The organism is Pseudoalteromonas sp. P1-11, from assembly GCF_001399995.1.
Taxonomy (GTDB): Bacteria; Pseudomonadota; Gammaproteobacteria; order Enterobacterales; family Alteromonadaceae; genus Pseudoalteromonas; species Pseudoalteromonas atlantica.
In genome coordinates, this window is the sequence record NZ_LJSP01000014.1 from 59,601 (window position 1) to 86,535 (window position 26,935).

At 41.6% G+C, this 26,935-nt stretch carries 30 protein-coding genes; 14 read left to right on the forward strand and 16 right to left on the reverse strand.

Annotated elements, in window-relative coordinates:
* Window positions 1–46: 46 nt before the first annotated feature.
* The 3 genes from AN390_RS17280 to AN390_RS17290 all read right to left on the reverse strand — a co-directional run bounded on the left by AN390_RS17280 (window position 47) and on the right by AN390_RS17290 (window position 1,721).
* Window positions 47–670: a GDSL-type esterase/lipase family protein gene (locus AN390_RS17280; protein ID WP_236695115.1), complete on the reverse strand. Its 624-nt coding sequence runs from the start codon at window positions 668–670 to the stop codon at window positions 47–49.
* A complete protein-coding gene (locus AN390_RS17285) occupies window positions 670–1,182 on the reverse strand; it encodes a DsrE family protein (protein ID WP_055255506.1) in 513 nt (170 codons plus the stop codon). The genes AN390_RS17280 and AN390_RS17285 overlap by 1 nt, the downstream gene beginning before the upstream one ends.
* 65 nt (window positions 1,183–1,247) lie before the next feature.
* Complete coding sequence (locus AN390_RS17290; RefSeq protein ID WP_055255507.1) at window positions 1,248–1,721, reverse strand: flavodoxin family protein; 474 nt, start codon at window positions 1,719–1,721, stop codon at window positions 1,248–1,250.
* Between the two features lie 77 nt (window positions 1,722–1,798).
* Here AN390_RS17290 and soxR point away from each other — a divergent pair, with 77 nt between their 5' ends.
* From soxR to AN390_RS17305, 3 genes are all read left to right on the forward strand, one after another.
* The gene (soxR, locus tag AN390_RS17295) at window positions 1,799–2,263 is read left to right on the forward strand and encodes a redox-sensitive transcriptional activator SoxR (protein WP_029773642.1); all 465 of its coding nucleotides are present in this window, start codon (window positions 1,799–1,801) and stop codon (window positions 2,261–2,263) included.
* 97 nt (window positions 2,264–2,360) lie between these two features.
* Window positions 2,361–3,005: a hypothetical protein gene (locus tag AN390_RS17300; RefSeq protein WP_055255508.1), complete on the forward strand. Its 645-nt coding sequence runs from the start codon at window positions 2,361–2,363 to the stop codon at window positions 3,003–3,005.
* Window positions 2,995–4,080 carry a rhomboid family intramembrane serine protease gene (locus AN390_RS17305; RefSeq protein ID WP_055255509.1) on the forward strand — a complete coding sequence of 362 codons (1,086 nt, stop codon included), beginning with the start codon at window positions 2,995–2,997 and terminating at the stop codon, window positions 4,078–4,080. The genes AN390_RS17300 and AN390_RS17305 overlap by 11 nt, the downstream gene beginning before the upstream one ends.
* Before the next feature lie 60 nt (window positions 4,081–4,140).
* Here AN390_RS17305 and AN390_RS17310 read toward each other — a convergent pair whose 3' ends face one another.
* Window positions 4,141–4,647 (reverse strand): transthyretin-like family protein, encoded by a 507-nt coding sequence (locus AN390_RS17310; RefSeq protein ID WP_236695116.1) that lies wholly within the window; start codon window positions 4,645–4,647, stop codon window positions 4,141–4,143.
* 25 nt (window positions 4,648–4,672) lie between these two features.
* Window positions 4,673–5,032, reverse strand: coding sequence for a DUF1294 domain-containing protein (locus AN390_RS17315; protein ID WP_055255510.1), 360 nt, complete (start codon window positions 5,030–5,032; stop codon window positions 4,673–4,675).
* Between the two features lie 53 nt (window positions 5,033–5,085).
* Here AN390_RS17315 and AN390_RS17320 point away from each other — a divergent pair, with 53 nt between their 5' ends.
* The gene (locus tag AN390_RS17320) at window positions 5,086–5,616 is read left to right on the forward strand and encodes a hypothetical protein (protein WP_055255511.1); all 531 of its coding nucleotides are present in this window, start codon (window positions 5,086–5,088) and stop codon (window positions 5,614–5,616) included.
* 63 nt (window positions 5,617–5,679) lie between these two features.
* Here AN390_RS17320 and AN390_RS17325 read toward each other — a convergent pair whose 3' ends face one another.
* Entirely contained in the window at window positions 5,680–6,222 is a 543-nt protein-coding gene (locus tag AN390_RS17325; protein WP_029773647.1) for a carboxymuconolactone decarboxylase family protein, read from the reverse strand.
* 132 nt (window positions 6,223–6,354) lie between these two features.
* Here AN390_RS17325 and AN390_RS17330 point away from each other — a divergent pair, with 132 nt between their 5' ends.
* Window positions 6,355–6,942 (forward strand): TetR/AcrR family transcriptional regulator, encoded by a 588-nt coding sequence (locus AN390_RS17330; RefSeq protein ID WP_024032893.1) that lies wholly within the window; start codon window positions 6,355–6,357, stop codon window positions 6,940–6,942.
* 97 nt (window positions 6,943–7,039) lie between these two features.
* On the opposite strand, the gene AN390_RS17335 is transcribed toward AN390_RS17330, so the two are convergent.
* From AN390_RS17335 to AN390_RS17355, 5 genes are all read right to left on the reverse strand, one after another.
* On the reverse strand, window positions 7,040–9,160 hold the full coding sequence (locus AN390_RS17335; protein WP_055255512.1) for a methyl-accepting chemotaxis protein: 2,121 nt from the start codon (window positions 9,158–9,160) through the stop codon (window positions 7,040–7,042).
* A gap of 99 nt (window positions 9,161–9,259) precedes the next feature.
* Window positions 9,260–10,477 carry an organoarsenical effux MFS transporter ArsJ gene (gene arsJ, locus AN390_RS17340; RefSeq protein ID WP_055255513.1) on the reverse strand — a complete coding sequence of 406 codons (1,218 nt, stop codon included), beginning with the start codon at window positions 10,475–10,477 and terminating at the stop codon, window positions 9,260–9,262.
* Between the two features lie 31 nt (window positions 10,478–10,508).
* On the reverse strand, window positions 10,509–11,519 hold the full coding sequence (locus AN390_RS17345; RefSeq protein ID WP_054981676.1) for an ArsJ-associated glyceraldehyde-3-phosphate dehydrogenase: 1,011 nt from the start codon (window positions 11,517–11,519) through the stop codon (window positions 10,509–10,511).
* Between the two features lie 38 nt (window positions 11,520–11,557).
* Window positions 11,558–11,911 (reverse strand): metalloregulator ArsR/SmtB family transcription factor, encoded by a 354-nt coding sequence (locus AN390_RS17350; RefSeq protein ID WP_004587025.1) that lies wholly within the window; start codon window positions 11,909–11,911, stop codon window positions 11,558–11,560.
* A 362-nt stretch (window positions 11,912–12,273) separates the two neighbouring features.
* Window positions 12,274–13,158 carry a LysR family transcriptional regulator gene (locus tag AN390_RS17355; protein WP_055255514.1) on the reverse strand — a complete coding sequence of 295 codons (885 nt, stop codon included), beginning with the start codon at window positions 13,156–13,158 and terminating at the stop codon, window positions 12,274–12,276.
* A gap of 181 nt (window positions 13,159–13,339) precedes the next feature.
* On the opposite strand from AN390_RS17355, the gene AN390_RS17360 reads away from it, so the two are divergent.
* From AN390_RS17360 to AN390_RS17370, 3 genes are all read left to right on the forward strand, one after another.
* Window positions 13,340–13,960 (forward strand): glutathione S-transferase family protein, encoded by a 621-nt coding sequence (locus AN390_RS17360; RefSeq protein ID WP_055255515.1) that lies wholly within the window; start codon window positions 13,340–13,342, stop codon window positions 13,958–13,960.
* A gap of 119 nt (window positions 13,961–14,079) precedes the next feature.
* A complete protein-coding gene (locus tag AN390_RS17365) occupies window positions 14,080–16,215 on the forward strand; it encodes a pyridoxamine 5'-phosphate oxidase family protein (protein ID WP_055255516.1) in 2,136 nt (711 codons plus the stop codon).
* 89 nt (window positions 16,216–16,304) lie between these two features.
* On the forward strand, window positions 16,305–16,772 hold the full coding sequence (locus AN390_RS17370; RefSeq protein ID WP_055255517.1) for a nuclear transport factor 2 family protein: 468 nt from the start codon (window positions 16,305–16,307) through the stop codon (window positions 16,770–16,772).
* Window positions 16,773–17,038: 266 nt separating this feature from the next.
* On the opposite strand, the gene AN390_RS17375 is transcribed toward AN390_RS17370, so the two are convergent.
* Window positions 17,039–17,467 carry an organic hydroperoxide resistance protein gene (locus AN390_RS17375; RefSeq protein ID WP_004587024.1) on the reverse strand — a complete coding sequence of 143 codons (429 nt, stop codon included), beginning with the start codon at window positions 17,465–17,467 and terminating at the stop codon, window positions 17,039–17,041.
* Between the two features lie 135 nt (window positions 17,468–17,602).
* Here AN390_RS17375 and AN390_RS17380 point away from each other — a divergent pair, with 135 nt between their 5' ends.
* Window positions 17,603–18,061, forward strand: coding sequence for a MarR family winged helix-turn-helix transcriptional regulator (locus AN390_RS17380; RefSeq protein WP_055255518.1), 459 nt, complete (start codon window positions 17,603–17,605; stop codon window positions 18,059–18,061).
* On the opposite strand, the gene AN390_RS17385 is transcribed toward AN390_RS17380, so the two are convergent.
* The gene (locus tag AN390_RS17385) at window positions 18,050–18,949 is read right to left on the reverse strand and encodes a LysR family transcriptional regulator (RefSeq protein ID WP_236695117.1); all 900 of its coding nucleotides are present in this window, start codon (window positions 18,947–18,949) and stop codon (window positions 18,050–18,052) included. The genes AN390_RS17380 and AN390_RS17385 overlap by 12 nt on opposite strands.
* A gap of 113 nt (window positions 18,950–19,062) precedes the next feature.
* Between AN390_RS17385 and AN390_RS17390 the strand changes: the two genes are divergently transcribed.
* From AN390_RS17390 to astB, 3 genes are all read left to right on the forward strand, one after another.
* Window positions 19,063–20,079, forward strand: coding sequence for a zinc-binding alcohol dehydrogenase family protein (locus AN390_RS17390; RefSeq protein WP_055255520.1), 1,017 nt, complete (start codon window positions 19,063–19,065; stop codon window positions 20,077–20,079).
* Complete coding sequence (locus AN390_RS17395) at window positions 20,076–21,179, forward strand: L-dopachrome tautomerase-related protein (RefSeq protein ID WP_055255521.1); 1,104 nt, start codon at window positions 20,076–20,078, stop codon at window positions 21,177–21,179. Before AN390_RS17390 ends, AN390_RS17395 begins: the two co-directional genes overlap by 4 nt.
* Before the next feature lie 412 nt (window positions 21,180–21,591).
* Complete coding sequence (astB, locus tag AN390_RS17400) at window positions 21,592–22,938, forward strand: N-succinylarginine dihydrolase (RefSeq protein ID WP_029773659.1); 1,347 nt, start codon at window positions 21,592–21,594, stop codon at window positions 22,936–22,938.
* Window positions 22,939–23,015: 77 nt separating this feature from the next.
* Here astB and AN390_RS17405 read toward each other — a convergent pair whose 3' ends face one another.
* Entirely contained in the window at window positions 23,016–23,870 is an 855-nt protein-coding gene (locus tag AN390_RS17405) for a mechanosensitive ion channel family protein (protein ID WP_055255522.1), read from the reverse strand.
* A gap of 346 nt (window positions 23,871–24,216) precedes the next feature.
* On the opposite strand from AN390_RS17405, the gene AN390_RS17410 reads away from it, so the two are divergent.
* Both AN390_RS17410 and AN390_RS17415 read left to right on the forward strand, forming a co-directional pair.
* A complete protein-coding gene (locus AN390_RS17410; RefSeq protein ID WP_055255523.1) occupies window positions 24,217–25,215 on the forward strand; it encodes a DUF4382 domain-containing protein in 999 nt (332 codons plus the stop codon).
* A 215-nt stretch (window positions 25,216–25,430) separates the two neighbouring features.
* Entirely contained in the window at window positions 25,431–26,111 is a 681-nt protein-coding gene (locus tag AN390_RS17415) for an SDR family oxidoreductase (protein ID WP_004587015.1), read from the forward strand.
* 131 nt (window positions 26,112–26,242) lie between these two features.
* On the opposite strand, the gene AN390_RS17420 is transcribed toward AN390_RS17415, so the two are convergent.
* Together AN390_RS17420 and AN390_RS17425 are read right to left on the reverse strand one after the other, a co-directional pair.
* The gene (locus AN390_RS17420; protein ID WP_055255524.1) at window positions 26,243–26,506 is read right to left on the reverse strand and encodes a Txe/YoeB family addiction module toxin; all 264 of its coding nucleotides are present in this window, start codon (window positions 26,504–26,506) and stop codon (window positions 26,243–26,245) included.
* Complete coding sequence (locus AN390_RS17425) at window positions 26,499–26,753, reverse strand: type II toxin-antitoxin system Phd/YefM family antitoxin (protein WP_004587013.1); 255 nt, start codon at window positions 26,751–26,753, stop codon at window positions 26,499–26,501. The genes AN390_RS17420 and AN390_RS17425 overlap by 8 nt, the downstream gene beginning before the upstream one ends.
* Between the last annotated feature and the right edge of the window lie 182 nt (window positions 26,754–26,935).

Sequence of the window (26,935 nt, forward strand, 5' to 3'; positions counted from 1 at the left end):
AAATAATTAAAGCAAATTACGTTTTTAATTTATTGATTTGTTTGCATTATAATTGCAAAACTAGGTGGCTGAGTATATCGCTAAGCTGCTTATGGCCTTGGCTATTTAAATGTATACCATCGCTCCCTAGGGGGGCGTTAAGGTGTGATATATCAACGTAATTAAGCGCGTGCTCGTGTGCTACACGTTTAAAGAGAGCGTTTAAGGGTTGTAACTTTTGATTACAGTTTAAATAAATACGGCTTAACCCATGCTGAGGGTTAATAAATAAAGGACCAATAACAATTATGTTTGGTAAGTTAGCAGGCGAGTAAAATTGCTTAATAGAGCCAATAAAATGCGTAAGGCCGGTGGCTATATCTGCTGGGACTAAGTTAAAACGCTTTTTTAAATCGTTAGTGCCAAGTGCAATAATAAGCGTGTGTAAAGCGTGTTGCTGCAAATCGGGTTTTAAATAGCGAATACCATTAAGCTCCCCCGTAAAAGGCGGGTTATTCACAAGCGTACGGTTTGGCTGCCCCGACTCTATTACGCTAAAGCCGCTGCCTAGCTGTTGCTGTAACCGCGCCGTCCAACGGGTATTTTCATCATAGCGCTTTCCTGTTTCGGGGTTTAAGCCCCACGTATTAGAGTCGCCAAAGCAGAGTATATTTTTTGTTATTTGCGTCATTAAAATGGGTTAAGCGTATAGCCTTGTTGTTGAAGTTGTGCGTGCGCGGTCATCGCAGAAAGCGACATTTTTACGCCATCAATGAGCAATTCAGGCGTTACTTTAAAGTGAGTTGCCGATTGCCCACACACATACACCTGAGTGTTATTAGCAAGTAGCTGCTCAATTAACGCTTGGTTTTTATTGTCATCACTAAAGCGTTTTTTATATTCGCTGTTAGCTAACACATCAACGCTTGCGCTGCCGTGCACAACTAATGCAAGTTGAATGTTTTCAGGCTTTACACCATGCGCTACATGCATGTTAATAAAACGCGCTAACGAATTTATTGAATTATTTTGCTCGCCTTTTTTAGCACCATCGGCAACATCAAATGCTATTTTAAATACCGTAGAGCTATTAATTTTGTCATGCTCGGGTACATTATAATAATTACCAAACCCGTTAATTGGTTGCTCATTAGCATTAATAAACGGGCTAAAAAGCAGCACTAACCCTAGTAAATATTTCATAAAACAATCCTGTGTTTTTAAGCGTATTACTAAACTACCAGAGACAACCAAAAAAAGGCTGCAATTTAAGCAACCTTTTGGGTACTTTTATGGTGATGATTAATAAACTGCATACCTAAATAACTAAACGTATTTTTAAATTGCTCTACAAAACACGCCGGCGCTTCAGTTGATGACGCATTAGAAAGCACTGAAAAATGCTTACTACGCAGCGTTCGTAATTTTGGTTTTAATGCTTCATCGTCCATGTAGTCGGTTATTCTATCAATAAATAACTTCATTTGTACCGTGGTGCTGTACCAATAAACGGGTGAGGCAAACACCCAGTGGTCATACTTTAATAGTACTTCAAATACAGCGTAAAAGTCATCGCTTTTATAGTTTTTGTTATAACAGTACGGCGCTATTTTATAATCATCTAAACATATTATCCTTACATCGTTTTGCTCAGCAAAGCTGTTAACGTGTGCCTGCGTATTACCATTTTTACGTGCGCTTGAGTAAATAATAACAGTGCTGCGTTTAAGTTTTTGTTGCATTTAGTTAGCTCCTTTTTTAATGTTGAAAGAAGCTTAAAACCTCAACTTATATTGAGGTCAAACGGAAATTTAAAACAATGCCAATAGATCAAAAAAAACTAACCGAGGCTAACCTAACCGTAGGTTATGTCGCTAAGCGCAGCGGCGTAAAAGTATCAACCCTACACTTTTACGAAACAAAAGGACTCATACGTAGTTGGCGAAATAGCGGCAACCAACGCCGCTATAAAAAAGATGTGCTGCGCCGTATAGCGGTAATAAAAGCCGCACAAGCCATGGGAATAACACTTGATGAAATTAAACACACCTTGGCCACATTACCTGAGCAGCGCACTCCCACACAAAAAGACTGGTCAGCCCTTTCAAAGCAATGGCAAGCACAGCTTGATGAGCGCATAGCGTATATGCAGCGCCTACGCGACCGCGTAGATGGCTGTATTGGCTGTGGGTGTTTGTCTATGAGTAAGTGCCCTATTTATAACAAAAACGACCACTTAGGCGAAAACCAAAGTGGTGCTGTGCTGTTAAATTCATCTAGTTAGCATTAAAGGTACATTTATCGCCAAGTCGCATTGATAATTAGCTACAATGTAAGTACTCTATCATGTCTAAAAAGGAAGCAATTATAAGGATATAGCGTTGGAACCTACTAACCCAGCTCCACCCAATAACAACTCTAAAAACCCAGCTACAACACAAAAATTGGCACAGGCCTTAAAAACGGTCGATAACAAAGAGCTTAAAAGTACTGGCTTTTGGCTAAATCAATTTTTTATGGTGATCTCTACTATTTTTGGCGTGTACTTAGCCGCTCAAAGCGGTTTAGAACAGGCACTTAAATTTGATAACTTTAGCAAAATGGAAGATAACTATTATTTACGTACCTCATTGTTTGATGAAGTAACCGATAATGTTAAAAGTGTGAGTAAATATGCAGCGCTTTTAGCTAAAAGCCCGCCAAAATCTGAAATGGAATATTTTAAGCCAACGCTTGAAAAATACATATGGCAAACAATGCAATACTCGCCAACAACGCTTGAAACTCCCAGCGAACTGTTGACCCAAATACGCCGTTTTTACTCTCGTTCAGAGTTTTTAATTAATGCAGCCGTTAGCAGAAAAACCTCAGCTAAGCATGCTGCAAGTGAGCTTAAAAAAATAGCAGAACAACTAAAAACGACTACCCTTCCTCGATTAAAAAATAGTGCCGAACAATTGAAAAAAGAGCTGCAACAAAACGATATTTCAGTCGGCTCATTAAAGGAGTTAACACATGCCAACTAAACGCTGCCCTCATTGTAAAGATCATCCATTAGAAGTAACCCAATATCAAGGTGAAGAAATTGACATCTGCCGAGAATGCGGTGGCTTATGGTTTGAAAAAAACGAAGTTAACAGGATGATCAGCGAAATAAATGAAGGGCCAGAAGGTGATAAATTTGAAACTCATTTTGGAGAATCTTTAGGTGTTTCAGAACTTGATTGCCCAGATTGTAGTAAAAGTTTAGAGCGTTTTCATCTTCTCGAGGCCTATCATACCGAAATTGATGTATGTAGACATTGTGATGGCACATGGATTGATAGAGACGAGTTAGAAAGCGTAGAAAAAAGCCCTGAATTAAAAAACAGCTTAAGTGAGCTCAATCAAAAAGTAAGTTGGAAAACCTATCTTTTTCAATTTTTAACGCAAATGCCAGTTGAATATAATATAAAACCACAAAAAACACCCTGGGTGACCCGCAGCCTTATTGCTTTAAATACACTCATTTTTGCACTGTATTTTTCAAATCCAAATGCCTTTAATTATGTTATTGATAATTTTGCGATGACACCCGCAGATTTAAGCCAAGGCAAAGAGTTATGGAGTATTTTAACGTGTGTATTTTTACATGGCTCTATTATGCACTTAGTAGGCAATATGTATTTTTTACATATAGTTGGCGATAACCTAGAAGATGTATTAGGTCATAAGCGCTTTTTAATGTGGTATTTAGTGTGCGGATTACTTGCCTCGTTTGCTAGCTTCATAGTAAGCCCTATGTCGGCAATTCCTGGGGTAGGTGCAAGTGGCGCAATTGCTGGTTTATTTGGTATGTACTTAATGTGGTTTAGGCATGCGAGCCTTACTTTTATGTTTGTAATTTACCAGAAAAAGCTTTCTGCGGTGTGGTTTTTCGCGATTTGGTTAGGGTTTAATATTTTTGGTGCAATAACAGGCCCAGATGGAATTGATTATGGCGCACATATTGGTGGGTTTATAGCAGGCTTAATTATAGGTTACTTACTGAAAAACAAAATTTTAGCAGGAAACCCAATAATTCGTTTGCTTAATCAAAGCGAAGCACAGTTAAAACGTTAACAATTGCTATAAAGCCACTGATAGATAAACATTAGTGGCTTTATAAAGCTAACTTAATCCCTAGCGTATACACCGCGTATAAACTGTATAATACTGGCCAGTATCTTTTATCGGTATATCGTAAGTTTCAGCCTCTTCACTGAGTTCGCATTCAAAGTGATTTAGCATATCAGAAAGTAGCGCTTGCTCTTGCGTGAACTGTATTGAAGTATCCCAAAGTATTGAATCTTCATCTTTTTTATTTCCAATATAAATACTCTGTAGCAAGGAGCTATTAAAAAACATATTTAAAGGATTAGAGCTGCGTATAGTTTTACTTTTAAAGTAAAAATTTCCATTACTATCGCTTATTACTTCATCTGTGTAGGTATCACCATAAATGAGCTCTCGGGTAATTTTAACACCCGCCTGCGGCTCCCCATTTTTTACTAGCCGGCCTTTTATTTGCAGTGATAGTGTTACATCTTGTTTGTTAAAAAAGCCAAACATATCTGCGCATCCTTGTATCGGAAATAGTAAAAATAAAATAAGCGTTAAAGTGACACCTGCTAACCTTGAACTAGTCATAAAAGTCCTTTTTGTGTTTATATTTTTAGCCTACCAGAAAAAATACCGACAGTATGCTCGCTACATTTAAAATAATACATAGCCATAACACCACTATAAAACGACGTTTTTGCGATTTATGCCTAAGCCATTGCTGTGCAATGAGTGCGCCGGGCCAACCGCCTAGTAACGACAGTAACTGAAGCGTGCGCTCGGGTGTGCGGTTTACTTTTTTATGCGCTGATTGTTTAGCTTGTCGTTTATCCCATGCGTACATTATAAAAGTAAAAAAGCTTAAACCTGTAAAGTAGCTTGGTATATAAATGCTCATATTATAAAGCCAATGAGCTTGCCATACTGCGACCAAAAAAAGCAGTGCAAAGGTGATTAATGTTTTCTTTATCAATTCATGATCGCCTATACTAAAAAGAGTTAAACCAAAATAATAAGAGCCAAATTATGACATACTTTAAAGCCCTATTTTTAGTATTATGCTTATACGCCTTTAATAGCTACGCCGCTGATACCCCAAGTAACCTTGATAAAGAACTCGCTGTATTTAAACCTTATTTAGGTACATGGCAGGCCGATTTTGACGTACCTAAAGGTGCAAAACCTGTACAAGATGTTGGCCACTGGGAGCGCGCATTAAATGGTAAAGCTATACATACCAAGCACTCTATTAATGAAGGTGAGTATGGTGGGGAATCAATGATTTTTTACGACAGTAAAAAAGAGTCATTGGTGTTTTACTATTTTACTACCGCAGGTTTTTACACAAAAGGCACCATGAAAGTGCTCAGCCCTACCCAATTTGTAGCGTATGAAGAGGTAACAGGCAGTAAAGAAGGTATTACTAAAGTGCGCTCGATCAGCGAGCTAAAAAACGATACGTTTGTAGTTTCAACTTCTTATTTAAAAAAGGGTGAGTGGACTAAGCCCGAGCAGCGTACTTATACACGCAGCACTAAAGCCGTTAAATTTAAATAATGGCCATTCGCTTACAATACAAAAAGGCAGCCTAAGCTGCCTTTGTTATTTATAAAACCGCTATTATTTAGCAAACTTTTTAAATGGTTCGTCAACTGGTGTATCAGCAAGGTGGTTAGTGTAGTTGCTCATTACTTTTTGCGATAAGCCTACAACAATTTCTAGTAGTTGCTGTTTACCGTAACCTGCTGCAAAAAACTTTTCAATTTGCTGATCGCTAATTACGCCGCGATCGCGTGTCATTGCAAGTGTGGTTTCACGTAGTGTTTCAAGTTTTGCATCTGCAAGTGGTGTTTTGTTTACTAGGGCATCAACAATATCTTGGTCTACATTCATTGAAGCGGCAATTGCGCTGTGTGCTGGTACACAGTAATGACACTCGTGCTCAACATTAATTGTTTGCCATACCACAGTTAGCTCTTCTGCGTTAAACGAGGTGTTTTGAAATAACTCATGCAGTACTTGGTAACCTTTAAGTAGCGTAGGCGCTTCTGCCATTACGGCATGAAGGTTAGGCAACATGCCAAATGCTGCTACTGAATCAGCCATAAGCGATTTTGACTCTTCTGGTGCGTTGTCTTGGGTATATAACGTAAATTCTGCCATGTTCTGCTCCAATAAATTAATGTGTTTGAGTAACCTGGTGTCAGGTTAAGTAACTTCGAGACACATACTATTTGATTTTGAGCGACTGTTCAAGTTAAAATTGAGCATACGTTCAAAATAGTTGAGAATAAAATGGCAAACAAAGTTAAATTTGAGCGCGATAATGTAATTCGCGTTGCAAGCCAATTGTTTTGGGAAAAGGGGTTTAACGCCACCTCAACCCGCGATTTACAAGAAGCCATTAACATGCGCCCAGGCAGTATATATGCAGCGTTTGGCTCTAAAGAAGGCCTATACAGCGAGTCTTTAAAAGACTACACAGTACAAATGAAAAGCCAAATTGATGGGTTTTTAGCAAGTTCTGACTCTGTTTTAGGTGGTTTGCGTGCGTTTGTAGAAAACGTAATTATTAAAACCAAAGACTGTAGCCCAAGTGCTATTTGTATGTTGGTAAAAGCAAACAGCGAATTTGCAGAAAAAGACGCCTCGTTATACGAGCTAAGCCTAGATCTATCGGCAAAGTTTGAAGCCTACTTAACCACCTTGTTTGCTCAAGCCATTAAAAATAATGAGCTAAGCAGCAACCTTACCGCGCTTGAATACGCGCAGTTTTTTCAGGTGCAGTTTACTGGGCTGCGTGGCTATTTTAACCGCCCAGGGGTTGAGCAATTAGCGCAGCCAATGATCAATCAAATGTTTGCCTTGATCAAAAAGCTATAACGTTTCGCATTACTAACTTCTAAAAAGTCTCAACTAAAAAAAGCGGCTAATTCGTGTGAATTAGCCGCTTTTTATATTTGCTAGGGTTGAGCTTTACTTACGTTTTAAGTTTATTAAGCTCGCTATCTTGCTGCGCTACCAGTGCATTAAGCGCTTCACTGCTATCGCCAGCTTGGGTAGATAAATCAGCAAGTTGTGATGCAGCATCAGAAATAAGCGTAAGGTTACGATTTATCTCTTCGGTTACTAAGCTTTGCTCCTCGGCTGCGGTGGCAATGTGGGTAATTTGATTAGTAATTTCATCTACTTTTACTACCACACTGTGCAGCGCGTCAAACGCCACTGAGGTTTCGTCTACTGCGCTTTGCGCGCGTACTACGCCTTTTTCAATTACGGTTGATGCATTACCTACTTCTAACAATAAGCTATCTATAAGTTGGCTAATATCATCGGTAGATGAGCGTGTTTTAGACGCCAGTGCACGTACTTCATCGGCAACTACCGCAAAGCCTCTGCCGTGCTCGCCAGCGCGTGCTGCCTCAATGGCGGCATTAAGTGCAAGTAAGTTGGTTTGCTCTGAAATGGTTCTGATCACATCTAAAATTTGCGTAATATCTTTACTACGCGAAGCCACTTTTTCAACCGCTTGGTTGGCTTCTTTTATTTCTTCAGACATGGTCTTCACTTGGCTCATAGCCGATGACAAGCTCGACTCACTGCTAACCACTAAACCATTTATTTCATCCGCTTGTTGAGCAGATTGCTCAGAGGCTCTAGCAACTTCAAGTGCGGTGGCGCTCATTTCATTCATAGCGGTTACTACGCTTTCAATTTCTTGAAACTGCGATTGCACATTATGTTTTGTATCAATAGCAATATGTTGTGCTATTTCGCCTTGCTGTTTTGTTTGCGACGATACATCTTTAAGCTCTGCAATTAAGCCACGTAACTTAGCTAAAAAGGCATTAAAACCACCGGCAAGCGCAATCAGCTCTGCGTGGGTATCTACATGGAGTGTATGAGTTAAGTCACCTTCTGAGCTGGCAAGGTTATCTACACGTTGTTGAATTTGCTCAAGAGGTGCAACCACAGTGCCTACTACTACTTTCATAATAATAAAAGCAATTAAAGCAATAACAGCACCGGTTATTAAAATAACAACACCGAGCTGATTGGCCGAGTCACTCATGTTTTTAGCTAAGGCATTAGGCCCCTCTAGCGCTAAATTACTTGGCACTTCAATAAGTAGGCTCCACTGAGTGTTAGCCAGCTTAATATTAATTGGGGAGTTAACTAAATACTCGCTAGGTGTTTTAAAAAGGCCATGTTGCCCTTTAAATTTAACCAGCTCACTGTAAGTGTTACTACTAACTGCCTCTTTAAATGGGCGGCCTAATTTAGATTTGTAGTGACTGCTGCCTACAATTAAACCTATATCACTTAAAAGTGTTACTTTTGCTTGGCCGTTATAAAGTTCGCTCGAAAGTTTTTCGGTTAAGCCCTGAAACGTAGGGAGCGTTAAATCAACGCCTGCTAAACCAATAAAGCGGCCCGATTTAGTAATAGGTACGGTTAAAGAGGTAAGCATAACCGAATCGCCAGAAGGTATTTCGTAAAGGTAAGGTTCCATAGTACAGGGCTTAAGTGTATCTTTTGCGCATAAATACCAATGCGCTTCACGAATACCAAATTCGTTTAACGAGGTCAGGTATTTATCGGCAGCGTTAGCTACTTTTTGCTGCTCAATTATGCCGTTTTGATCACGCGTTATATATACTTCTAACGTGCCATCGCCATTAACTGAGTGTTTATATCCTTGCTTAAATTGCGCGTCTTGCCCATCAAAGGCATTGGCTTCAAACTGCGAATAAATTGACGATAAAAACCGATTTTTTTCAAGTATAGAGCGGTTAATGCTCACTACCGTGTCGCGGTTTAATGTTTGAGTATTAGCCGCATCACCAAGTACTGCAGCTAATGAGTTTGGAATTCGGTAAGCTTCGTTGATAAATCCGGCAATTTTTTCGCCGTAAGCAGCCGCGTTTGCGTTAAGCTTTTGCTCAACTTCAGCCACGATATAATCTTCAGACTCTTTAGCGAGCGCCTCGCTGTTTGATGACATTTGCCACCATAAAACCCCAGAAAGTACTAATACTGTTAAAAATGTACTCCCTACAGTTATCCATAATAACTTTTTTGCTAACGTGAGTTCTCGCACTTAAATTACCTTTTGTTAAAACACCCCTACAGTTTAATATACAAACTGCATCAAGCCATCAATAACATAAAATAATTTAAGTTTTTTGAACAATTAGGCCTAACGCTTGGCCAAAATAGCAGTGGTTATCGTGGCACCTATGAGTAAAGCAACGCTCACCCACAAACACGCTACAAAGCCATAAACCTGAAATACCCACCCCGAAAGCACCGTGCCCAGTAAACGCCCCATGGCATTGGCCATATAATAAAAGCCAACATCAAGCGATACACCATCGCTTTTAGCAAAGCTGACAATTAAGTAACTATGCACAGATGAATTAACGGCAAATACACCGCCAAAAATAAGCAAACCTATAATCAGCGTGGCATGTACGGCCACATCAAGTTGCATAAAAAGAGCTAATAGTGCTGTTACAACACTTAGCAGCAACACCCATAAATAGGCATGTTTAACGGTATCAATGTTTGAGTTACTGGTGCCGGTAATACGCGGCGCTTGCGATTGCACACCACCGTAGCCAATTACCCAAAGTGCCATAAAGCCACTTACCCACCAAAAGTTCCAGTTAAACTGCTGGGCTAAATAAATAGGTAAAGCCACTACAAACCATACATCACGCGCGGCAAACAAGCATAATCGTGCTGCACTTAGTAAATTTATTGCACGGGATTTAGAAAATAGCTCTTTAAACTTAGGCTTATTTTTAGCCTTGCCCATGTCGCCTTTTAAAAATACAACGCTAATAATCCACGCAATAGTGAGTAATAAAATAAGGGCTTTTAAAGCACCTACAAAACCCAGTACCGTAAGGAGTAAACCACCTAAAAAGAAGCCGACCCCTTTTAACGCATTTTTAGAGCCCGTTAAAATAGCCACCCATTTATAGAGCTGGCCTTGGCCGCTTTCTCCCTCAGGCACTAAGTGTTTAATGGCGCTTTTGGCGCTCATTTTATTTAGATCTTTTGCTATGCCGCTAAGCGCTTGCGCCGCCATAACATAAGCCACGGTGAGCCATTCACTTGGCGCACATAACATGGCAAGCGCCATTATTTGCAGCGCCAAGCCAAAGTTCATGGTTTTATTAAGGCCTAAATGAGCCCCTAGCCAACCGCCCACTAAATTGGTGATCACACCAAAAATTTCGTAAAACAAAAACAGCATGGCAATGGCCAGCGCACCATACCCTAACTGATGAAAATGCAGCACCACCAGCATACGTAGTGCGCCATCGGTTAAGGTAAATGCCCAGTAATTACCGGTAATTATTAAATACTGTTTTATTGCTGTAGGTAAATTAGCGAGTTGCTCAAACATGGTTAACGCCCTTAAAACCTTTAATTAATGGTTAAACCAAGTCACTTTTAGCAACTTTAAGCATAAGCTCGGCAGTACGATTAGCGTAGCCCCATTCGTTATCGTACCAAGCGTATAATTTAAGCTGGGTATTATTAATAACCATGGTAGAAAGCGCATCAATAATGCTACTGCGTGGATCGGTTTTGTAATCAATCGATACAAGTGGTTTTTCTTCGTAACCTAATACGCCAGCAAGCTCGTTTTCAGACGCTTGAGCAAACCATTCATTCACCTCAGCGGCAGTTACACCACGCTCAAGCTCAAATACACAGTCAGTAATAGATGCGTTAGTTAAAGGTACGCGCACGGCGTGGCCATTTAACTTACCTTTTAGCTCAGGGAATATATGCGTAATGGCTGTTGCACTACCGGTTGTGGTAGGTATTAAACTTGTCCCACATGAACGAGCACGACGTAAGTCTTTATGTGGCGCATCAATAATAGTTTGGGTATTGGTAATATCGTGAATAGTGGTCATTGAGCCGTGCTTAATGCCTACTTTTTCTTGCAGTACTTTTACAATAGGCGCTAAACAGTTAGTCGTACACGAAGCCGCAGTCACAATTTTGTGCTCATCTGGGTTATATAAATTATCGTTAACGCCCATAACCACATTTAAAATGCCGTCTTCTTTTACCGGAGCGGTTACCACAACGCGCTTAACACCTTGTGCTAAATATTGATTTAACAACTCAGTGGTTTTCATTTTACCGCTGGCTTCTATCACTACATCGCAATCAGACCAATCGGTATCGCTAATGGTTTTGTTATTGGTAACGGCAATAGTGTGTTTACCCACACTAAAGCTATTCTCGTTAGCTGTAACGCTGTGCGCTAAACGCCCGTGCACTGAGTCAAACTCTAATAAATGGGCATGTGTTTTAGCATCGCCCGCTACATCGTTTACTTTAATAAATTCTACTTCTGGCCACTCTAGTGCTGCGCGCAGTGTTAAACGTCCCATACGGCCAAAGCCGTTAATACCTACTTTAATTGTCATAATAAATACCTTTAGTAAAGTTATATCAATTTACTTAATTAACAGCAGCTTGCTGCACGCTCTGGGCGATTACCCATTGCATTGAGTCGATTTAAATCATCGTTATAAAACGCAGAATTTTCGTTTCGTGTTTGCGTTAGTACGCTAAGAGCCCATTGTGGCAGGGCTTTATTAATACTGTAATACACCCATTGATTTTGCTTACGGTCGCTCAATAGGCCACATTGCCTAAGCTGCGCTAAATGGCGCGACACTTTAGGTTGGCTCAGTTCAAGCGCAGCAACAAGCTCACACACACACAGCTCTTGCTCATGGCTAATTAATAACATGGCTTTTAAGCGTGTATCGTCGGCTAAGCATTTGTAAAATTGTAGTGGGTTGAGTTGTTCCATAGCATCCTCGTTTAGTTAGTGTGCATACAATAAAACAAAATAAGAATATATGAAATAGTGAATATACGATTTTTCGTATGTTTATTTAAAAGCCCACTTCAATTAATGTGATCTCTAGTAAATTGCAGCGCACAAAAAAGCCCAGTGGCAAACCCCTGGGCTTTTGTAGCGTTTTAGTATGGGCATACTTGGTGTGCTTTATCGCTGCTGCCATTTAAAGCCTTATGCTAACAAGGTATTTACGCAGGTCTGTGCGATAAAAAGATGCCCTACGCTTTGCTCTACTTCACGAGCAAATTCTAAATCAATAAGCAGATACGTTATACATTGTGCCTGCACAGTAGCTATTGAGGTAATTACCACTAAGTTGCAAAAGAAAGCGCAAGATGATCAAGTAATGCTCGTATTCTTGCCGGTAAGTGGCGGTTTGAAGCATACACTGCATTTAGCTCCAATATGCTTGCTTCGTAGGGTTCGAACAGTAACTGCAATGAGCCGTCTTTTACGTAAGGCTCTGTCACGTATTGTGGGCCCATGCCTATTCCTAGCCCTTGAGAAGCCATGTGGGTTACTGCTCTGGGGGAGTTAGAAGCAAAATCGCCGCTAACATTAACGGTGAACGTATTGCCATCTTCCTTGAACTTCCAGTTTTCAGGGTCGTTTTGAGAAGTTTGCAATAAACAATTGTGTGTCGCCAGCGCACGGGGATGGCTTGGTGTGCCATTGCGCTTTAAATACTCAGGAGAGGCAAAAAAAACAATACGCATATCCATTAATCTTTTAGCGATCAGCGTTGAATCCTTCAACGGCCCAAACCTCACAGCAACATCCACACCTTCATCGATAATAGCCACGTACTGATCAGACAGGTTCAACTCAACATTAATTTTCGGATGCTTGGCTAAAAATGGGGCCAGTGCATCGACTAATTTAGTACTGCCAAATGCGGTAGGTGCGGTTAAGCGAACCGTGCCAGACAGATCAGACTGTCGATGCTGAATGACATCTTCTAGCTCTTCAAATTGTTCCAACAAAGGAACGCATCGCACAAAATACGCCTGCCCAGTTTCGGTCAACGTAATACTTCGCGTAGTACGGTGGAACAACAAAGCACCGTGCTTTTTCTCTAACTGACCAATATATTTACTTGCTAGCTTAGTGCTAATGCCCAATTGTTTAGCCCCCGCGGTGAAAGATTTTTGCTTTGCCACCGCAATAAACGTGCGCATGCCGTCAAGTGTATCCATAAGAGCTCCTTATATTGCTCCGTGTAATGCTTCGCCCAATTTATGAACATTCTGTACATAGTGATTCCATAAATCAACATATTGTTCATAAGAGACTCAACGCCTAATATTTACCCATGCCACGACAGGTCAGTGGCTAACAGCAAAAGTCATCAGTTAACGATTAAATAAGGTAAATATCATGTCAAACGCCATTAAAATTCACGGTTTTCCATTATCCGGCCATGCCCACCGAGTAGAGTTATTTGCAAGTGTTGCAGGCATAGCCCATGAAGTTATTTATGTAGACTTACCCGCTGGGGAGCATAAACAAGCCCCCTTTCTGGCTCTCAATCCATTAGGTGTAGTACCAGTAATTGAGGATTCTGACGTGGTAATCCACGATTCAATATCAATCTTGATTTACTTGGCACGCAAATACGCACCTTCATATATTCCGCAAGATCTTGCCAACGAAGCTGAGATGCATCGTTTTCTTGCCATGTCAGCAGGAGAGATATCCTACGGTCCTGGTGCAGCGAGGTTAATTAATGTTTTCAACTCGCCGGTTGACCCTGTTTTCGCTAAAGAAACAGCAGCAAAAGCCCTAACAAAACTGGAACAGCAACTCAATGGCAATGACTTCTTGGTGGCAAATAAAGTGAGCTTGGCTGATTTTGCGATATACAGCTATGTCGCCCACGCTCCCGAGGGGGATGTATCTCTTGACCCATATCCGAATATACGTCGCTGGTTATCTAACGTAGAAGGGTTAAGCGGTTTCGTTCCTATGCAGGCTACAAAAGCGGGACTGGTAAAGTAAGTATTTGTTAAAGCGGCTCTGCCTTTCAATGAATAGGTTTGAGCCCGACATTCTTTTGCATCACCAGTTTAATATTTTTGGCAAATGCTTTTCCGGCGCACTGCGCTAATGGAGTCATTATGAACACACACATTACTTCAAGTGCTTTTCACGAAGGTGAACAGCAAATGCAAAGACGTGCCGGAAGTTACGAAAAAATGCGTACTATTGGCCGCCGCGCGATCCGCGAATTTATGCCAGATCAACATAGGCAGTTTTTCCAACAACTGCCGTTTATGGTGCTGGGTAGTACAGCAGATAAGGGGCAACTTTGGGCGTCAATTTTACCTGGAAAGCCGGGCTTCGTGCAGTCCCCTTCCCCGACTCAGCTCACAGTAAACACCCCAATTTTATCAGGTGACCCATTAGCTACAGCAATCACACAAGGTGCTCGATTGGGTTTATTGGGACTGGAAATGTCGACCCGGCGTAGAAACCGCGTCAACGCTTGTGTTACCAGCGCAGCGAACAACCAGTTTGCTTTAGAGGTTGAGCAATCTTTTGGGAATTGTCCGCAGTATATTCAAACTCGCGACCTTCACTTTATCCGTTCGCCAGATGCGCCATACAAGGCCCCGCGCGCTGAAACGTTTTTTGAACTAAGTGATAGCCTAAAGGCATTCATCCGCCAAGCGGATACGTTTTTTGTTGCCAGTTCTGCGGGTCACGAACCTTCAAACGAAGTAAACCGTCAGGTATCTGCCCGTAATGCTATGGGGGTTGATGTGTCACACCGTGGTGGCATGCCAGGTTTTATAAAGGTTGACGAAAACACCCTCACCATTCCTGATTATGCAGGAAATAACTTCTTCAATACGCTGGGTAATTTCCTGTTAAACCCCAAAGCGGGTTTACTGTTTGTTGATTTTACCAGCGGCGATGTTTTTATGTTAACCGGCACGGTTACCTTGCTGGAGAGTGACTCACCGATAATTAAAGGGTTTCAAGGTGCGCAGCGCGGCTGGCAATTTACCCTAACCCAAGGGGTGACATTAAAAGCGGCACTTCCATTTCGCGCTCAATTCGATAGCTACTCTCCCAATTCTCAAGCAACGGGTACTTGGTCACAGGCAGAAGTAATCGTTAAAGCACAAGCTAAACGCAACCAGTGGCGCGCATTTACCGTCAGTAAAATCGAAGACGAGAGCAGTACAATCCGCTCATTTTACTTGCAGCCTAAAGATGATTCTCCCGTACTGCCATTTTCCCCAGGGCAACACTTAACCCTGCGTATTAAGCAGCAAAATACTGAAAACTGGCTTGTGCGCAATTACACTGTATCCAGTGCCCCATCGCAAAGTGGTTATCGTATTTCAGTAAAACGTGAAGAGTATGGTCTGGTATCAAGTACCTTGCATTCTCGAATATCGATTGGCAGTGAAATACAGATTAAAGCACCAAGCGGCCATTTTTTTATCGATAACACACAACAGCGTCCAGCCATTTTAATAGGTGCAGGTGTGGGCATTACACCAATGGTGGCCATGGCAAATGATGCAGTTAATGAAGGTACACGCACTCGCTATATCCGCCCAATGGCAGTTATTCAAGCGGCCAAAAATAGTGAGCAACGTGCTTTCTATGCAGAACTGAGCAACATTGCCAAACGTAGCGCTGGGCGTATTCAGTATTATTCTGTATTAAGTGATATTCACTACGCTCAGACAGAGAGTTCTGCGGCGTCGAACAATTACACTTCCCAAGGACGAATTAGCCAAAGCTTGTTAATGGACGTACTCAATGCAATAGCCACAGAGCATAGCGTCGATTTCCCATCGCTGTTCGACAAAGACTTTTATCTGTGTGGCCCTCAGGGATTTATGCAAAGTATGTATGACTTACTGATCGGCATTGGAGTAAAAGATCAAGATATTCATGCCGAAGCGTTTGGGCCATCCTCTTTAGCACGCCAATCAACAGATACCAGCAAGCACACTGAGCTAGAGGCCGAATCTGCCGTGATAAAGTTTGCCCAATCTGGTATTGAACAAAGCTGGAATAAAGGTGATAGCCCCTTGCTAGAGGTGGCCGAAAGCAAAGGACTTACGCCACCATACAGTTGCCGCAGCGGCCAATGTGGCTCATGTGCGGTTAAACTAAAAAGTGGTGCTGTAACGTATCGCACCAAGCCAAGTGCGCATATTGACGCATCAGACGTATTGTTATGCTGCGCTGTGCCAGCGAAAGATTGCGACACTGTTATATTAGATTTGTAGCTCAATTAATCAGGCTAATATTCAAAGTCACTTATTGATGAAACCTATACAAGTTATTCAACGTTACTTTACCCAAAGAGGATTTAAACATGAATACACGCCCACCACTGCCCCCTTTTACCCGCGAAAGCGCCATCGAAAAAGTGCGTCTAGCAGAAGATGGTTGGAACAGCCGTAACGCTGAAAAGGTATCACTTGCTTATACAGTGGATACCAAATGGCGTAATCGCAGCTCTTTCGTGAACAGCCGTGAGGAAGCCGCTGCATTTTTAACGGGAAAATGGGAAAAAGAATTGGAATATAGGCTGATAAAAGAGTTATGGGCTTTCACTGAAAATCGTATTGCCGTGCGTTACGCGTATGAGTGGCACGACGACAGCGGCAACTGGTTTCGCTCCTACGGCAACGAAAACTGGGAATTCGATGAAAACGGCTTAATGCAAAACCGCTTCGCATGCATCAACGACTTACCCATCAAAGCATCAGAGCGCAAATTTCACTGGCCCCAAGGGCGCCGCCCCGACGACCACCCAGGACTGTCGGAGTTAGGGTTGTAAGCACACCCGATACAAACGATAAAGTTTGCCCTCTATCGGCGTTCTTGCAGAACGCCTTAACCCTTTTCATCCTCCCAACATTTTTCAGCATTAAAGAGCTGCTTACTTAATCACTGCAAGACAAATACAGCTGTGTCAATTGATGGTACATAGGTTAATTTAATCATGCTGTTTTTATATATTTATAACGTTATTTAATAAACTTTGCATACAAAAAAGCCCAGTGGCAAACCACTGGGCTATTACAATGCTAAGTGATCAGTTAATTAAATAACCGAAAGCTCTACTTCAATATTACCGCGTGTAGCGTTTGAGTATGGGCATACTTGGTGTGCTTTATTTACCAGCTCTTGCGCTGCTGTTTTATCCATATCACCGAGTGATACAGCTAATTTAACTGCAATGCCAAAACCGCCTTCAATCGCGCCAATAGATACTTCAGAGTTAATGTGTGTATCACTTGGTAGCGCAATTTTTTCGCTACCGGCTACAAATTTTAGTGCACCAATAAAGCACGCTGCATAACCAGCTGCAAATAATTGCTCTGGGTTTGTGCCTTGTCCATCGTCGCCACCTAGCCCTTTTGGGGTTGATAAGTTTACATTTAAACGGCCATCGTCTGATTTAGCTACACCTTCACGACCACCGGTTGCAGTTGCTTTTGCTGTGTAAGCAACGTTTTGTAATACATTCATAGTGAACTCCAAAGTTTATCAATTAATTTAGTTTGCATGCAAAATAATAGAGCAAGTAATTAGAGATTGCAAATACTTTGCATGCAAATTAAAATGTTTTGTGAGTTGAAGGTATTAACGCACTAGGAGTTGGGTATGTCATTTGAGCAATTAAAATTAAAAAATCAGCTGTGTCATAGGTTATATATGGCATCAAATAGCATTGCACGTGCTTACCGTGAGCCTTTAGCTGCACTTAATTTAACGTATCCGCAGTATGTAGTAATGATGGCGCTGTGGGAGCAAGACAAAATAACCATAGCGCAGCTAATAGATAAAACCGCTATTGATGGCGGCGCTATGACCCAAATACTCAAAAAAATGACCGAAAAGTCTCTGCTGGCTGTTATTAAAGATGAGCACGATAAGCGTAAGCGCCTAATTCAGCTTAGCCAAAGTGGGCAAGCCCTTAAAAACAAAGCTGCTGATATTCCAAAAAATATATTATGTAAGTTTGAAAGTGTAGACCCCACACAAGCCAAACAGCTAATGCAGCTGCTTGATTTAGTAATAAGCGATTTAACAACTAAAAACGATGATGAGTTAGCCAACTAACGCGGTTATTTTTTGTTGAATAAACGCCCTAAATGCGCTGATCACCGGGGTCATTTGACGTCGGTCGGCGTACATCATATAAAGCGGTAGCGGATCGCTTTGCCACTCGGGGCATAAATGAACGAGCTGCCCGCTTGCTAAATCATCAATAACATCTAAGTACGACTTATACGCAATGCCTTTGCCCTCTAGCGCCCATCGCCTAACCATTTCGCCATCGTTAACTATGTGTTGGCAATTTAGCTGCACTTTTTGCACTGCGCCATTTTTATAAAATCGCCACTCTTTAAACACCTCGCCAAAGCGCATAAAGGTAATGGTGGTGTACTGCGTTAAGTTAAGTGGATGTGTAAGCAATCCATTGTTTGCTACATATTCAGGAGAGGCCACTAAAATACGCGCATTATTTAAAAAAAGCGGCGCTGCAATTAACTGCGAATCTTTTGGTACACCAAAGCGCAGCGCAATATCAATCGATTGGCTGTAAATGTCGCTTACTTCGTCACTCAAGTGCAGTTTAAGTTTTACATGCGGGTAGTGTGCTAAAAACTCATTAAGCCATTCACTTAGTTTATTGCGCCCTAAGTCGCACGGAGCCGATACCTGTAGCGTTCCCGTTACTTCGCCCACTGCGGTTTGTACTGCAGCTACCCCTTGTTGAATAAGCGAAAGGGAGTCTTTGGCGTAACTTAAAAACTGCTCCCCTGCCACACTTAAGCGTAAGCTGCGAGTAGAGCGAATAAACAGCACGTTTCCTAAGTCTTTTTCTAGGCGCTTAATAGCTGCACTTACCGCCGCTGGGGTTTGCGCGTTTTGTCGTGCGGCTTCAGAAATACTAGCGCAACTGGCTACATCTATAAAAGTTTGAATATCGTTAAATGATCGCATATTTTCAATTAAAATTTGAAAGTGCTTTAGTTTTTCATGTCTTTTTCTATTTTTCAACTGAGCTATAGTGCTTATAAGTTAAAAACACTTGGTTAAAATCATCAGGAACGCACATGAAAGCATTTGGCTACACCAAAAACACTAAAACGCTTACAGCAAGCTCTATACAAGCAATTGAACTTGATACCCCAAGCGCCACCGGGCACGACCTACTTATTGAAGTAAAGGCTATTTCGGTAAACCCTGTAGATACAAAAATACGTGCAAATGTAGCACCAGAGCAAGGCTACAAAGTATTAGGTTGGGACGGCGTAGGCATAGTAAAAGCCGTTGGCGAGTCGGTTTCGTTATTTAATGTGGGGGATCGTGTATTTTACGCCGGCGATTTATCGCGCCAAGGTAGTAATGCGCAATTTCAATTAGTTGACGAGCGTATTGTAGGCCATGCGCCTAAAACATTAACCGACGCACAAGCCGCAGCGCTGCCGCTAACCAGTATTACCGCCTACGAAATGCTATTTGATCGCCTGCAAGTGCCTAAAAATAAGCAAAATACTCAGCAATCTATGTTAGTTATTGGCGCCGCAGGTGGCGTTGGATCTATTTTAGTACAGCTTGCCAAGCAACTTACTGGGCTAAAGGTGGTAGGTACTGCATCGCGCGAGCAAAGCGTAACCTGGCTTAAAGAGTTAGGAGCGGATCACGTGCTCGATCATACTAAAAATTTAAACGAGCAGCGCATAGAGCTTGGTTTAGCTGAGTTTGATTACGTTATTAGCTTAACCCATACCGACCAATACCAAGATCAAATAGTTGAGTGTATTAAACCGCAAGGTAAATTTGCGCTAATAGATGACCCTTCATCGTTCGATATTTTAAAATTTAAGCGTAAGTGTATATCGGTGCATTGGGAGTTTATGTTTACCCGCTCGCTATTTACTACCGCCGATATAACAGCGCAGCACACCTTACTTAATGAAATTAGCGAGCTGATAGACGCAGGTATACTTAAAACCACGCTTGGGCAAAATTTAGGCCCAATAAACGCTGCTAATTTATATAAAGCGCATCAAATTTTAGAATCGCACACCTCACGCGGTAAACTTGTTTTAGAAGGCTTTGAAGCATGAACCAGATTAAAAAAATACTTTTAGCAGCAGCCTGCAGCACCGCATTGTTAACCAGCATTGCATTTGCTAATACCCAACCTACGCACACCGATTTAAAAACAGTTGCTACATTCGACGCGCAGCACCCACCGGGTAATATTGCTATTACGCCATCGGGTCGTAAGTTTTTATCGGTACATGGTTTTTACGGCCAAAAACAAAAAATTATGGAGCTATTAAGCGATGGCACCACCAAACCCTACCCTAATGAAGAATGGGCATACGCGTACAAAAACGGAAAAGGGTTTTATGATGTACTTGGCATAAATGTATCAGCCGATGGCGTGTTATGGATGCTTGATACATCAGGCCCTGATCATGCTGGGCGTTTAGTCGGTTGGGATACCAACAAAGAGCAGCTGCATAAAATAATTTATTTAGCTAAACCCACCATTACCGACACCTCGTTTTTAAACGATTTAGTTATCGATAATAAACACGGCGTTGTATACATTGCCGACACCGCACAAGGCAGCCAAGCCGCTATTATTACCGTAAATTTAAAAACAGGTGAGGCGCGCAGAGTATTACAAAATAGCCCATACACCACAGCCGAAAACATCGACATGGTCATTGAAGGGCGCACCATGAAACTAGGCGGCCAACCAGCACGTTTAGGGGTAAACCCAATCACACTCGACCCAAGTGAACAGTGGCTTTACTTTGGCTCCATGTCTGGCACGTCGGTTTACCGTATTGCCACAAGCGATATTAACAATAAAAGCCTGAGCGCAAGCGCCCTTGAAAGTAAAGTAACGCGTTACGGCACTAAACCCATTTCAGATGGCATTATTGTTGATGGCGGCGGCAATGTGTATGTTACAGACATAACCAACGGCGCAATTGGTGTAGTAAAACCAAGCGGTAAATACCAGGTATTATTTAAAGACGAGCGCTTAAGCTGGCCTGATGGCTTTAGTTATGGCGCCGATCATAAAATATATTTTACCGTAGATGAGCTACATCGCTCGCCAGTATTAAATAACGGTAAAAACGCCAGCCAAGGAAAATTTAGTGTGCTGTCGTTCGACCCACTAGTAAAGGGTAAAGTAGGGCGCTAAATACAGCGTATAAACCATACGCCACGCACCCGCTGCGTGGCTTTTTGGTGCAACTTTTAACCCTTTTAGCCCCAAAGTGGTGCTAAGCGCTCAAAAGTTATTTTTAGTGTTTTAATAAATATCTGATTTGTATTCATAAAATATTCAATTAACAGTTGGCATAATTCTTCCACAGTACAGATGTGTTCAGTGAAACTTTCAAGGAAAATACCATGGCTAACCTATACCACACCCTTTACCTACTATGGCGTTTAGATATTAGCGTATGGCAGGTAAACGATCCGAGTAATACCCATACCACGTGCGATAAAGAGCGAGTTTACAGCCGATAAATTTCGTATTTATAGGCTTTGCAAGCGCGGCCATTGCGTTGTATTGTTAAGTAACTAAAAACAATATGATTGGAACGTGTATGCACGCCTTAGAAGTAAATTTTGATGGCTTAGTTGGCCCTACTCACAACTATGCGGGTTTATCGTATGGTAACGTTGCCTCGTTAAATAATGCGGCAAGTTTTTCAAACCCTCAAGAAGCTGTGTTACAGGGCCTTGAAAAAATGAAAGCCATGCACGACAAAGGCCTAACACAAGGTGTGTTTGCGCCCCATGCACGCCCCGATTTAAACGTACTACGTCGCTTAGGTTTTACCGGCAACGACTCGCAAGTTATTCATAAAGCATTTAAAGCAGACCCTATTTTATTGCGCGCCTGTTACTCGGCCTCTGCAATGTGGACTGCCAATGCAGCCACTGTTTCACCTTCGCCAGACACCCTCGATGGCAAAGTGCACTTTACCTCAGCTAATTTAAACAATAAGTTTCACCGCTCGCTAGAGCCTGCTACAACTACCCGCTTACTAAAAGCCATGTTTAATAACGATAGCTACTTTGCACACCACACGCATTTACCCGATCAGGGCTTTTTTGGCGACGAAGGCGCGGCTAACCACACCCGACTTTGCGACAGCCACGGCGAGCAAGGCCTAGAAATGTTTGTATTTGGCGCAAGTGCCTTTAACAGCCAGTTACCAAAACCGGCTAAGTTTCCTGCAAGGCAAACACTAGAAGCCTCAGAAGCCATTTGCCGATTACATAATTTAAAAGAATCGAGCCAAATTTTACTGCAGCAAAATCCAGATGTTATAGATCAAGGCGTGTTTCATAACGATGTAATTGCAGTAGGTAACGCAAACGTATTGCTTTGCCACCAGCAAGCATTTTTAAACCAACACGATGCCCTGCAAGAAATTCGCGACGCCTACACCGGCAGCAAACAGCTATACATAATTGAAGTACCTACTGATAAAGTAAGCATTAGCGATGCTGTAAGCAGTTACTTGTTTAATAGCCAATTAGTAAGCCTAGACGATGGCTCAATGCTATTAGTAGCGCCACAAGAGTGCCAACGTAATAGCGCAGTAAACGCCTACATTGAAGAAATGATTTTAGCCGATAACCCAGTAAACCAAGTGCAGTTTTTTGACCTGCGCCAAAGTATGCAAAATGGCGGCGGCCCTGCCTGCCTGCGTTTACGTGTAGCCCTTAACCAACAAGAGCTAAGCGCAGTAAACCCTGAGGTTATTTTAACCGATACTAAATACACACAGCTTTGTGATTGGGCAAAACGAAACTACCGCGATAAGTTAGGCGCAAGCGACTTTGCCGACTCAGCCCTACTTACCGAAAGCTACCAAGCACTGGATGAACTAACCCAGCTGCTTAATTTAGGCTCAGTGTACGACTTTCAATTAGAAGGGTAATACTCGTCAGCAAAAAGCTGATACAAAAATAGCGAGCCAAGGCTCGCTATTTTTATTTGTGTTTGTGCTAATAGAGTTTAAGTTTCTTTACTTACTGTTATTGCCGATGCCATCGACTCAGATATATGCAGCGTACGCTGCGGAAACGGAATACTCAGCCCCGCGCCTTCTATAGCCTCTTTAACGCGTTTATTTAAATCCCACACGGTTTGCCAGTAATCGCCATTTACAGCCCATGCACGTAATTGAATATTTACTGCGCTTTCGCCTATTGAGGTAACCATTACTTTAGGCGCTGGCTCTGCGAGTAATCGGCTTTCTGATTCGGCAACTTCTTTAAGTACATTTAAGCCAACATCAATAGAGTCGGCGTACGAAATTCCCACCACTATATCCATGCGCCTTTTACCGTTACGGGTAAAGTTTTTAATGTTGCCGCCCCATACTTTTCCGTTAGGTGATGCGATATACAGGCCGTCGGTGGTTTTAAAAATGGTCGTAAATAAGTTTATTTCGTTTACTGTGCCAAGCGTGCCGCTCGCATCTACAAAATCGCCTATTTTAAATGGCCTCAGTATGAGTAGCATAATGCCAGCGGCAATATTACTTAAGGTGTTTTTAAGCGCCAAACCAATCGCTAAACCCGCCGCGCCCATTAGCGCTATTAAGCTTGCCGTATTAACGCCAAAAATATCTAAAATAAACAGCCCAGCAATTATGTAAACTAAATACCCCGCAATGCTCGATAAAAGCGGCAGTAGCGTTTCGTCTACTTTTTTTAATGGCGACTTAGAATTTTTAATCGCTTTTTTTACTGAACGCGCAATAAGCGCACTCGCAACTAAAATAGCCAAGGCTAATACCACTTTGTAACCTAAAGTGATGATTGTTTCTGAATGGCTTTGCCAAAACACAATAAGTTTATCTTTCATACATATTCCAACTATGAGCTGATTATCAGCAAGAATTAAATCTATACACTTCAAAAGAAGTGGCGGGAGTATATAGTAAAAATTTTAAAGCGATAGCATTAAAATAAGTGGAAGGTGTGCCTATATCAGCAAATTAATTGGGCAAAGTTTTTCTTTTTTTCGCTTAAATTTTCACGCTTAAAACTTTAGTGCTCACAAACTAGTTAACCTATGGCGTACATATTTTTGTTCAAAAATGCGCAAAGTAAAATAAAGATTAATTTCAAGTAACTATTCTAAAAACCAGTTCAATCTAAATTCAGCTTAGCTCTTCTACAATCCGCTTTATAAACTAAAGGAGTAAATCATGAATTTTAAATCAACATTAGTCAGCAGCGCCGTTCTTTTTGCATTAGCCGGGTGTGGCTCTTCAAGTGATGACAATGACACAACACCGCCACAATCTAGCGACAAATCAACCTTTAGCCTTGGTGTGTCAGATGCGCCGGTTAGTGGTTTAAAAGCGGTTAACGTCGTGTTTGATTCAATCACTATTAAAACACAAGGCGATGAAGAATTTAGTTTTGAAACCCGAAGTGAAGCTGACGCATCTCAACCACAAATGGTTAATTTGCTCGATTACACCGGGGACGATGTTTTTGAGCTGCTTGACGATCAAGAAGTGCCAGCAGGCGAATACGCGTGGATCCGCGCTCAAGTTATAAATGGCGATACTAATAACCTTAGTTTTACATCTCACGTAGTATACGAAGACGACAGTATTGCTCCGCTCGTGGTTAAAAGAAAAGGGAATGATGGTGTAGGCGAAATACAACTCGATGGCTTTACACTTAACCAAACTGATAACGACTTTGTTTTAGAATTTGACCTAAAAAAATCGCTGGTCGATCCCCAAAATAATGAGGAGATCTTTTTAAAACCTAGAGGCGTACGATTACAAAATCTTTCTGAGTCACAAGAAATTGAAGGCACAGTAAGCCAAGCGCTTATTAATAACTGTGAAACAGATAATATTGCCACTGCTGCTGCAGATTCAACGTTTGGACACGCCGTATATTTATATTCATCAGATGCTCAAACACCTAAAGATATATACGAAATAGATGAGCAAACCCCAGAAGATACTCCACTTGCGACCGCAAATGTTGTATTTGATCAAGACGATAACCAATATGAGTTTGAGCTTGCTTTCATTACACCGGGAGACTACCAACTTGGCTATACGTGCACCGCACATATAGACGATGCAGAGCTAGAAGATACAGATTTCTCTGTTTATCAACTTAAGCAAATTAGTGTATCGCAAACTGAGGACCTTTCAGTTAGCTTTGACATAACACAATAAACGTATAGCGCACTTTAAGGTGCGCTTTTTTTATAAAAAGTATAACAAAAACGAACACTCCACCTTTGCAAAAACCCATTAAAGCCACTCACCTAACATCATCCAAATAATTCATTGCATTCAAGCCCCGTTAACCCAGAACTGGTACAGTCAATAGCACGTATTAGTTAAACCGTTCTTATCATTTTGAATATGTAAACATAGGAGAAATAATCATGGCGAAAGAAAAAGTAGTTCTAATTACAGGTGCCTCTAGTGGCATAGGTGAAGCGAGTGCAAAAACATTGGTTAATAACGGCCATAAAGTCATTCTTACCGCCAGAAGTGAAGATAAATTAGCTGAACTAGTTGAGTCGTTAGGTGAAGATAACGCACTGAGTGTACCCGCAGATGCCACCGACTTTACCGAACTTGAAAACGTAGTAACAAAAGGGCTTAAAAAATTTGGCCGACTAGATGCCGCATTCGCCAACGCGGGTATGGGCGTTTCAACCGCAGGCACTGAAAAAGGCGACCCCGATGAATGGTCAACCATGATAGACATAAACATTAAAGCCCTGCTATGGACGGCAAAAGCAACCCTGCCTCATTTACGCCAAAACAAAGGCCACTTTATATTAACCAGCTCAGCCGCTGGCCGTAAGCCAATAAAAGGCTCTATTTACGGTGCAACTAAATGGTTTGCTTACGGGTTTGGGCAAAACTTAGCTGAGGAAATGAGCGAGTGGAACGGCCGCTGTACCACCATAGCCCCTGGCATGGTAAACACCCCATTTTTTGATGAAGCTAAACCCGACAAACTCGACCCACAAGATGTAGCAGACGCCGTACTATTTGCCATTGAAGCAAACCAGCGCAACAACGTGCGCGAGATATATTTAATGCCGACTAATTAACGCTGATTGGTTAAATTTGAGCTGTCAGGTTTAATGCCAATGGCGTTAAACCTGACGGTTGTTTTTGATAACTACTGGCTGGATAGAATGAAGAATTTAAGATGGGTGTCTTGTTTATTTATCTTATTTATTTAGTAATGGTAACGGCACGAGATAACTGTAATTGCTGTTTCATCCACGGCATATACCAAACGATTTGTATCATCTATTCTACGAGACCAAAAGCCTGAAAGATTTTCTTTGAGGGGTTCCGGTTTTCCAATCCCATCAAAAGGAGAGCGCTTAACATCGACAATTAGCTTATTTATACGTTTCAAGGTTTTCTTATCTTGAGTCTGCCAGTAGACATAACTATTCCAAGCTTCATCAGTCCATGATAATAACCTGTTACTCATCAATAAGTTCTCGTGGAGTCGTTTTGCCCGCTTTATACTGCGCAATTGAACGGTTTAAATGTTCAGCGTTCGCTGGAGAGCGAAGTAAATGAACAGTTTCCATAAGGCTGTTGTAGTAATCTAATGACATTACAACCGCATCTTCAGTATCACGACGAGTGATTACTGTCGTATCTGCATCATTAATTACATTATCCAAAACGGCTTTTAGACTATTTCGGGCTTCGGTAAAAGACACTATTCTCATTTTGTACCTCACTTGTACATTATATAAGACAAGTTTAGCTTGAAAATTATTACATGTACAGGATACTGTGCATTACTTTGTTGTGGTAGCAAATTTCTAAATAAAGCGCACAGACATGCGGGCTAAAACAAAAGCACTTTATATTAACCAGCTCAGCCGCTGGCCGTAAGCCAATAAAAGGC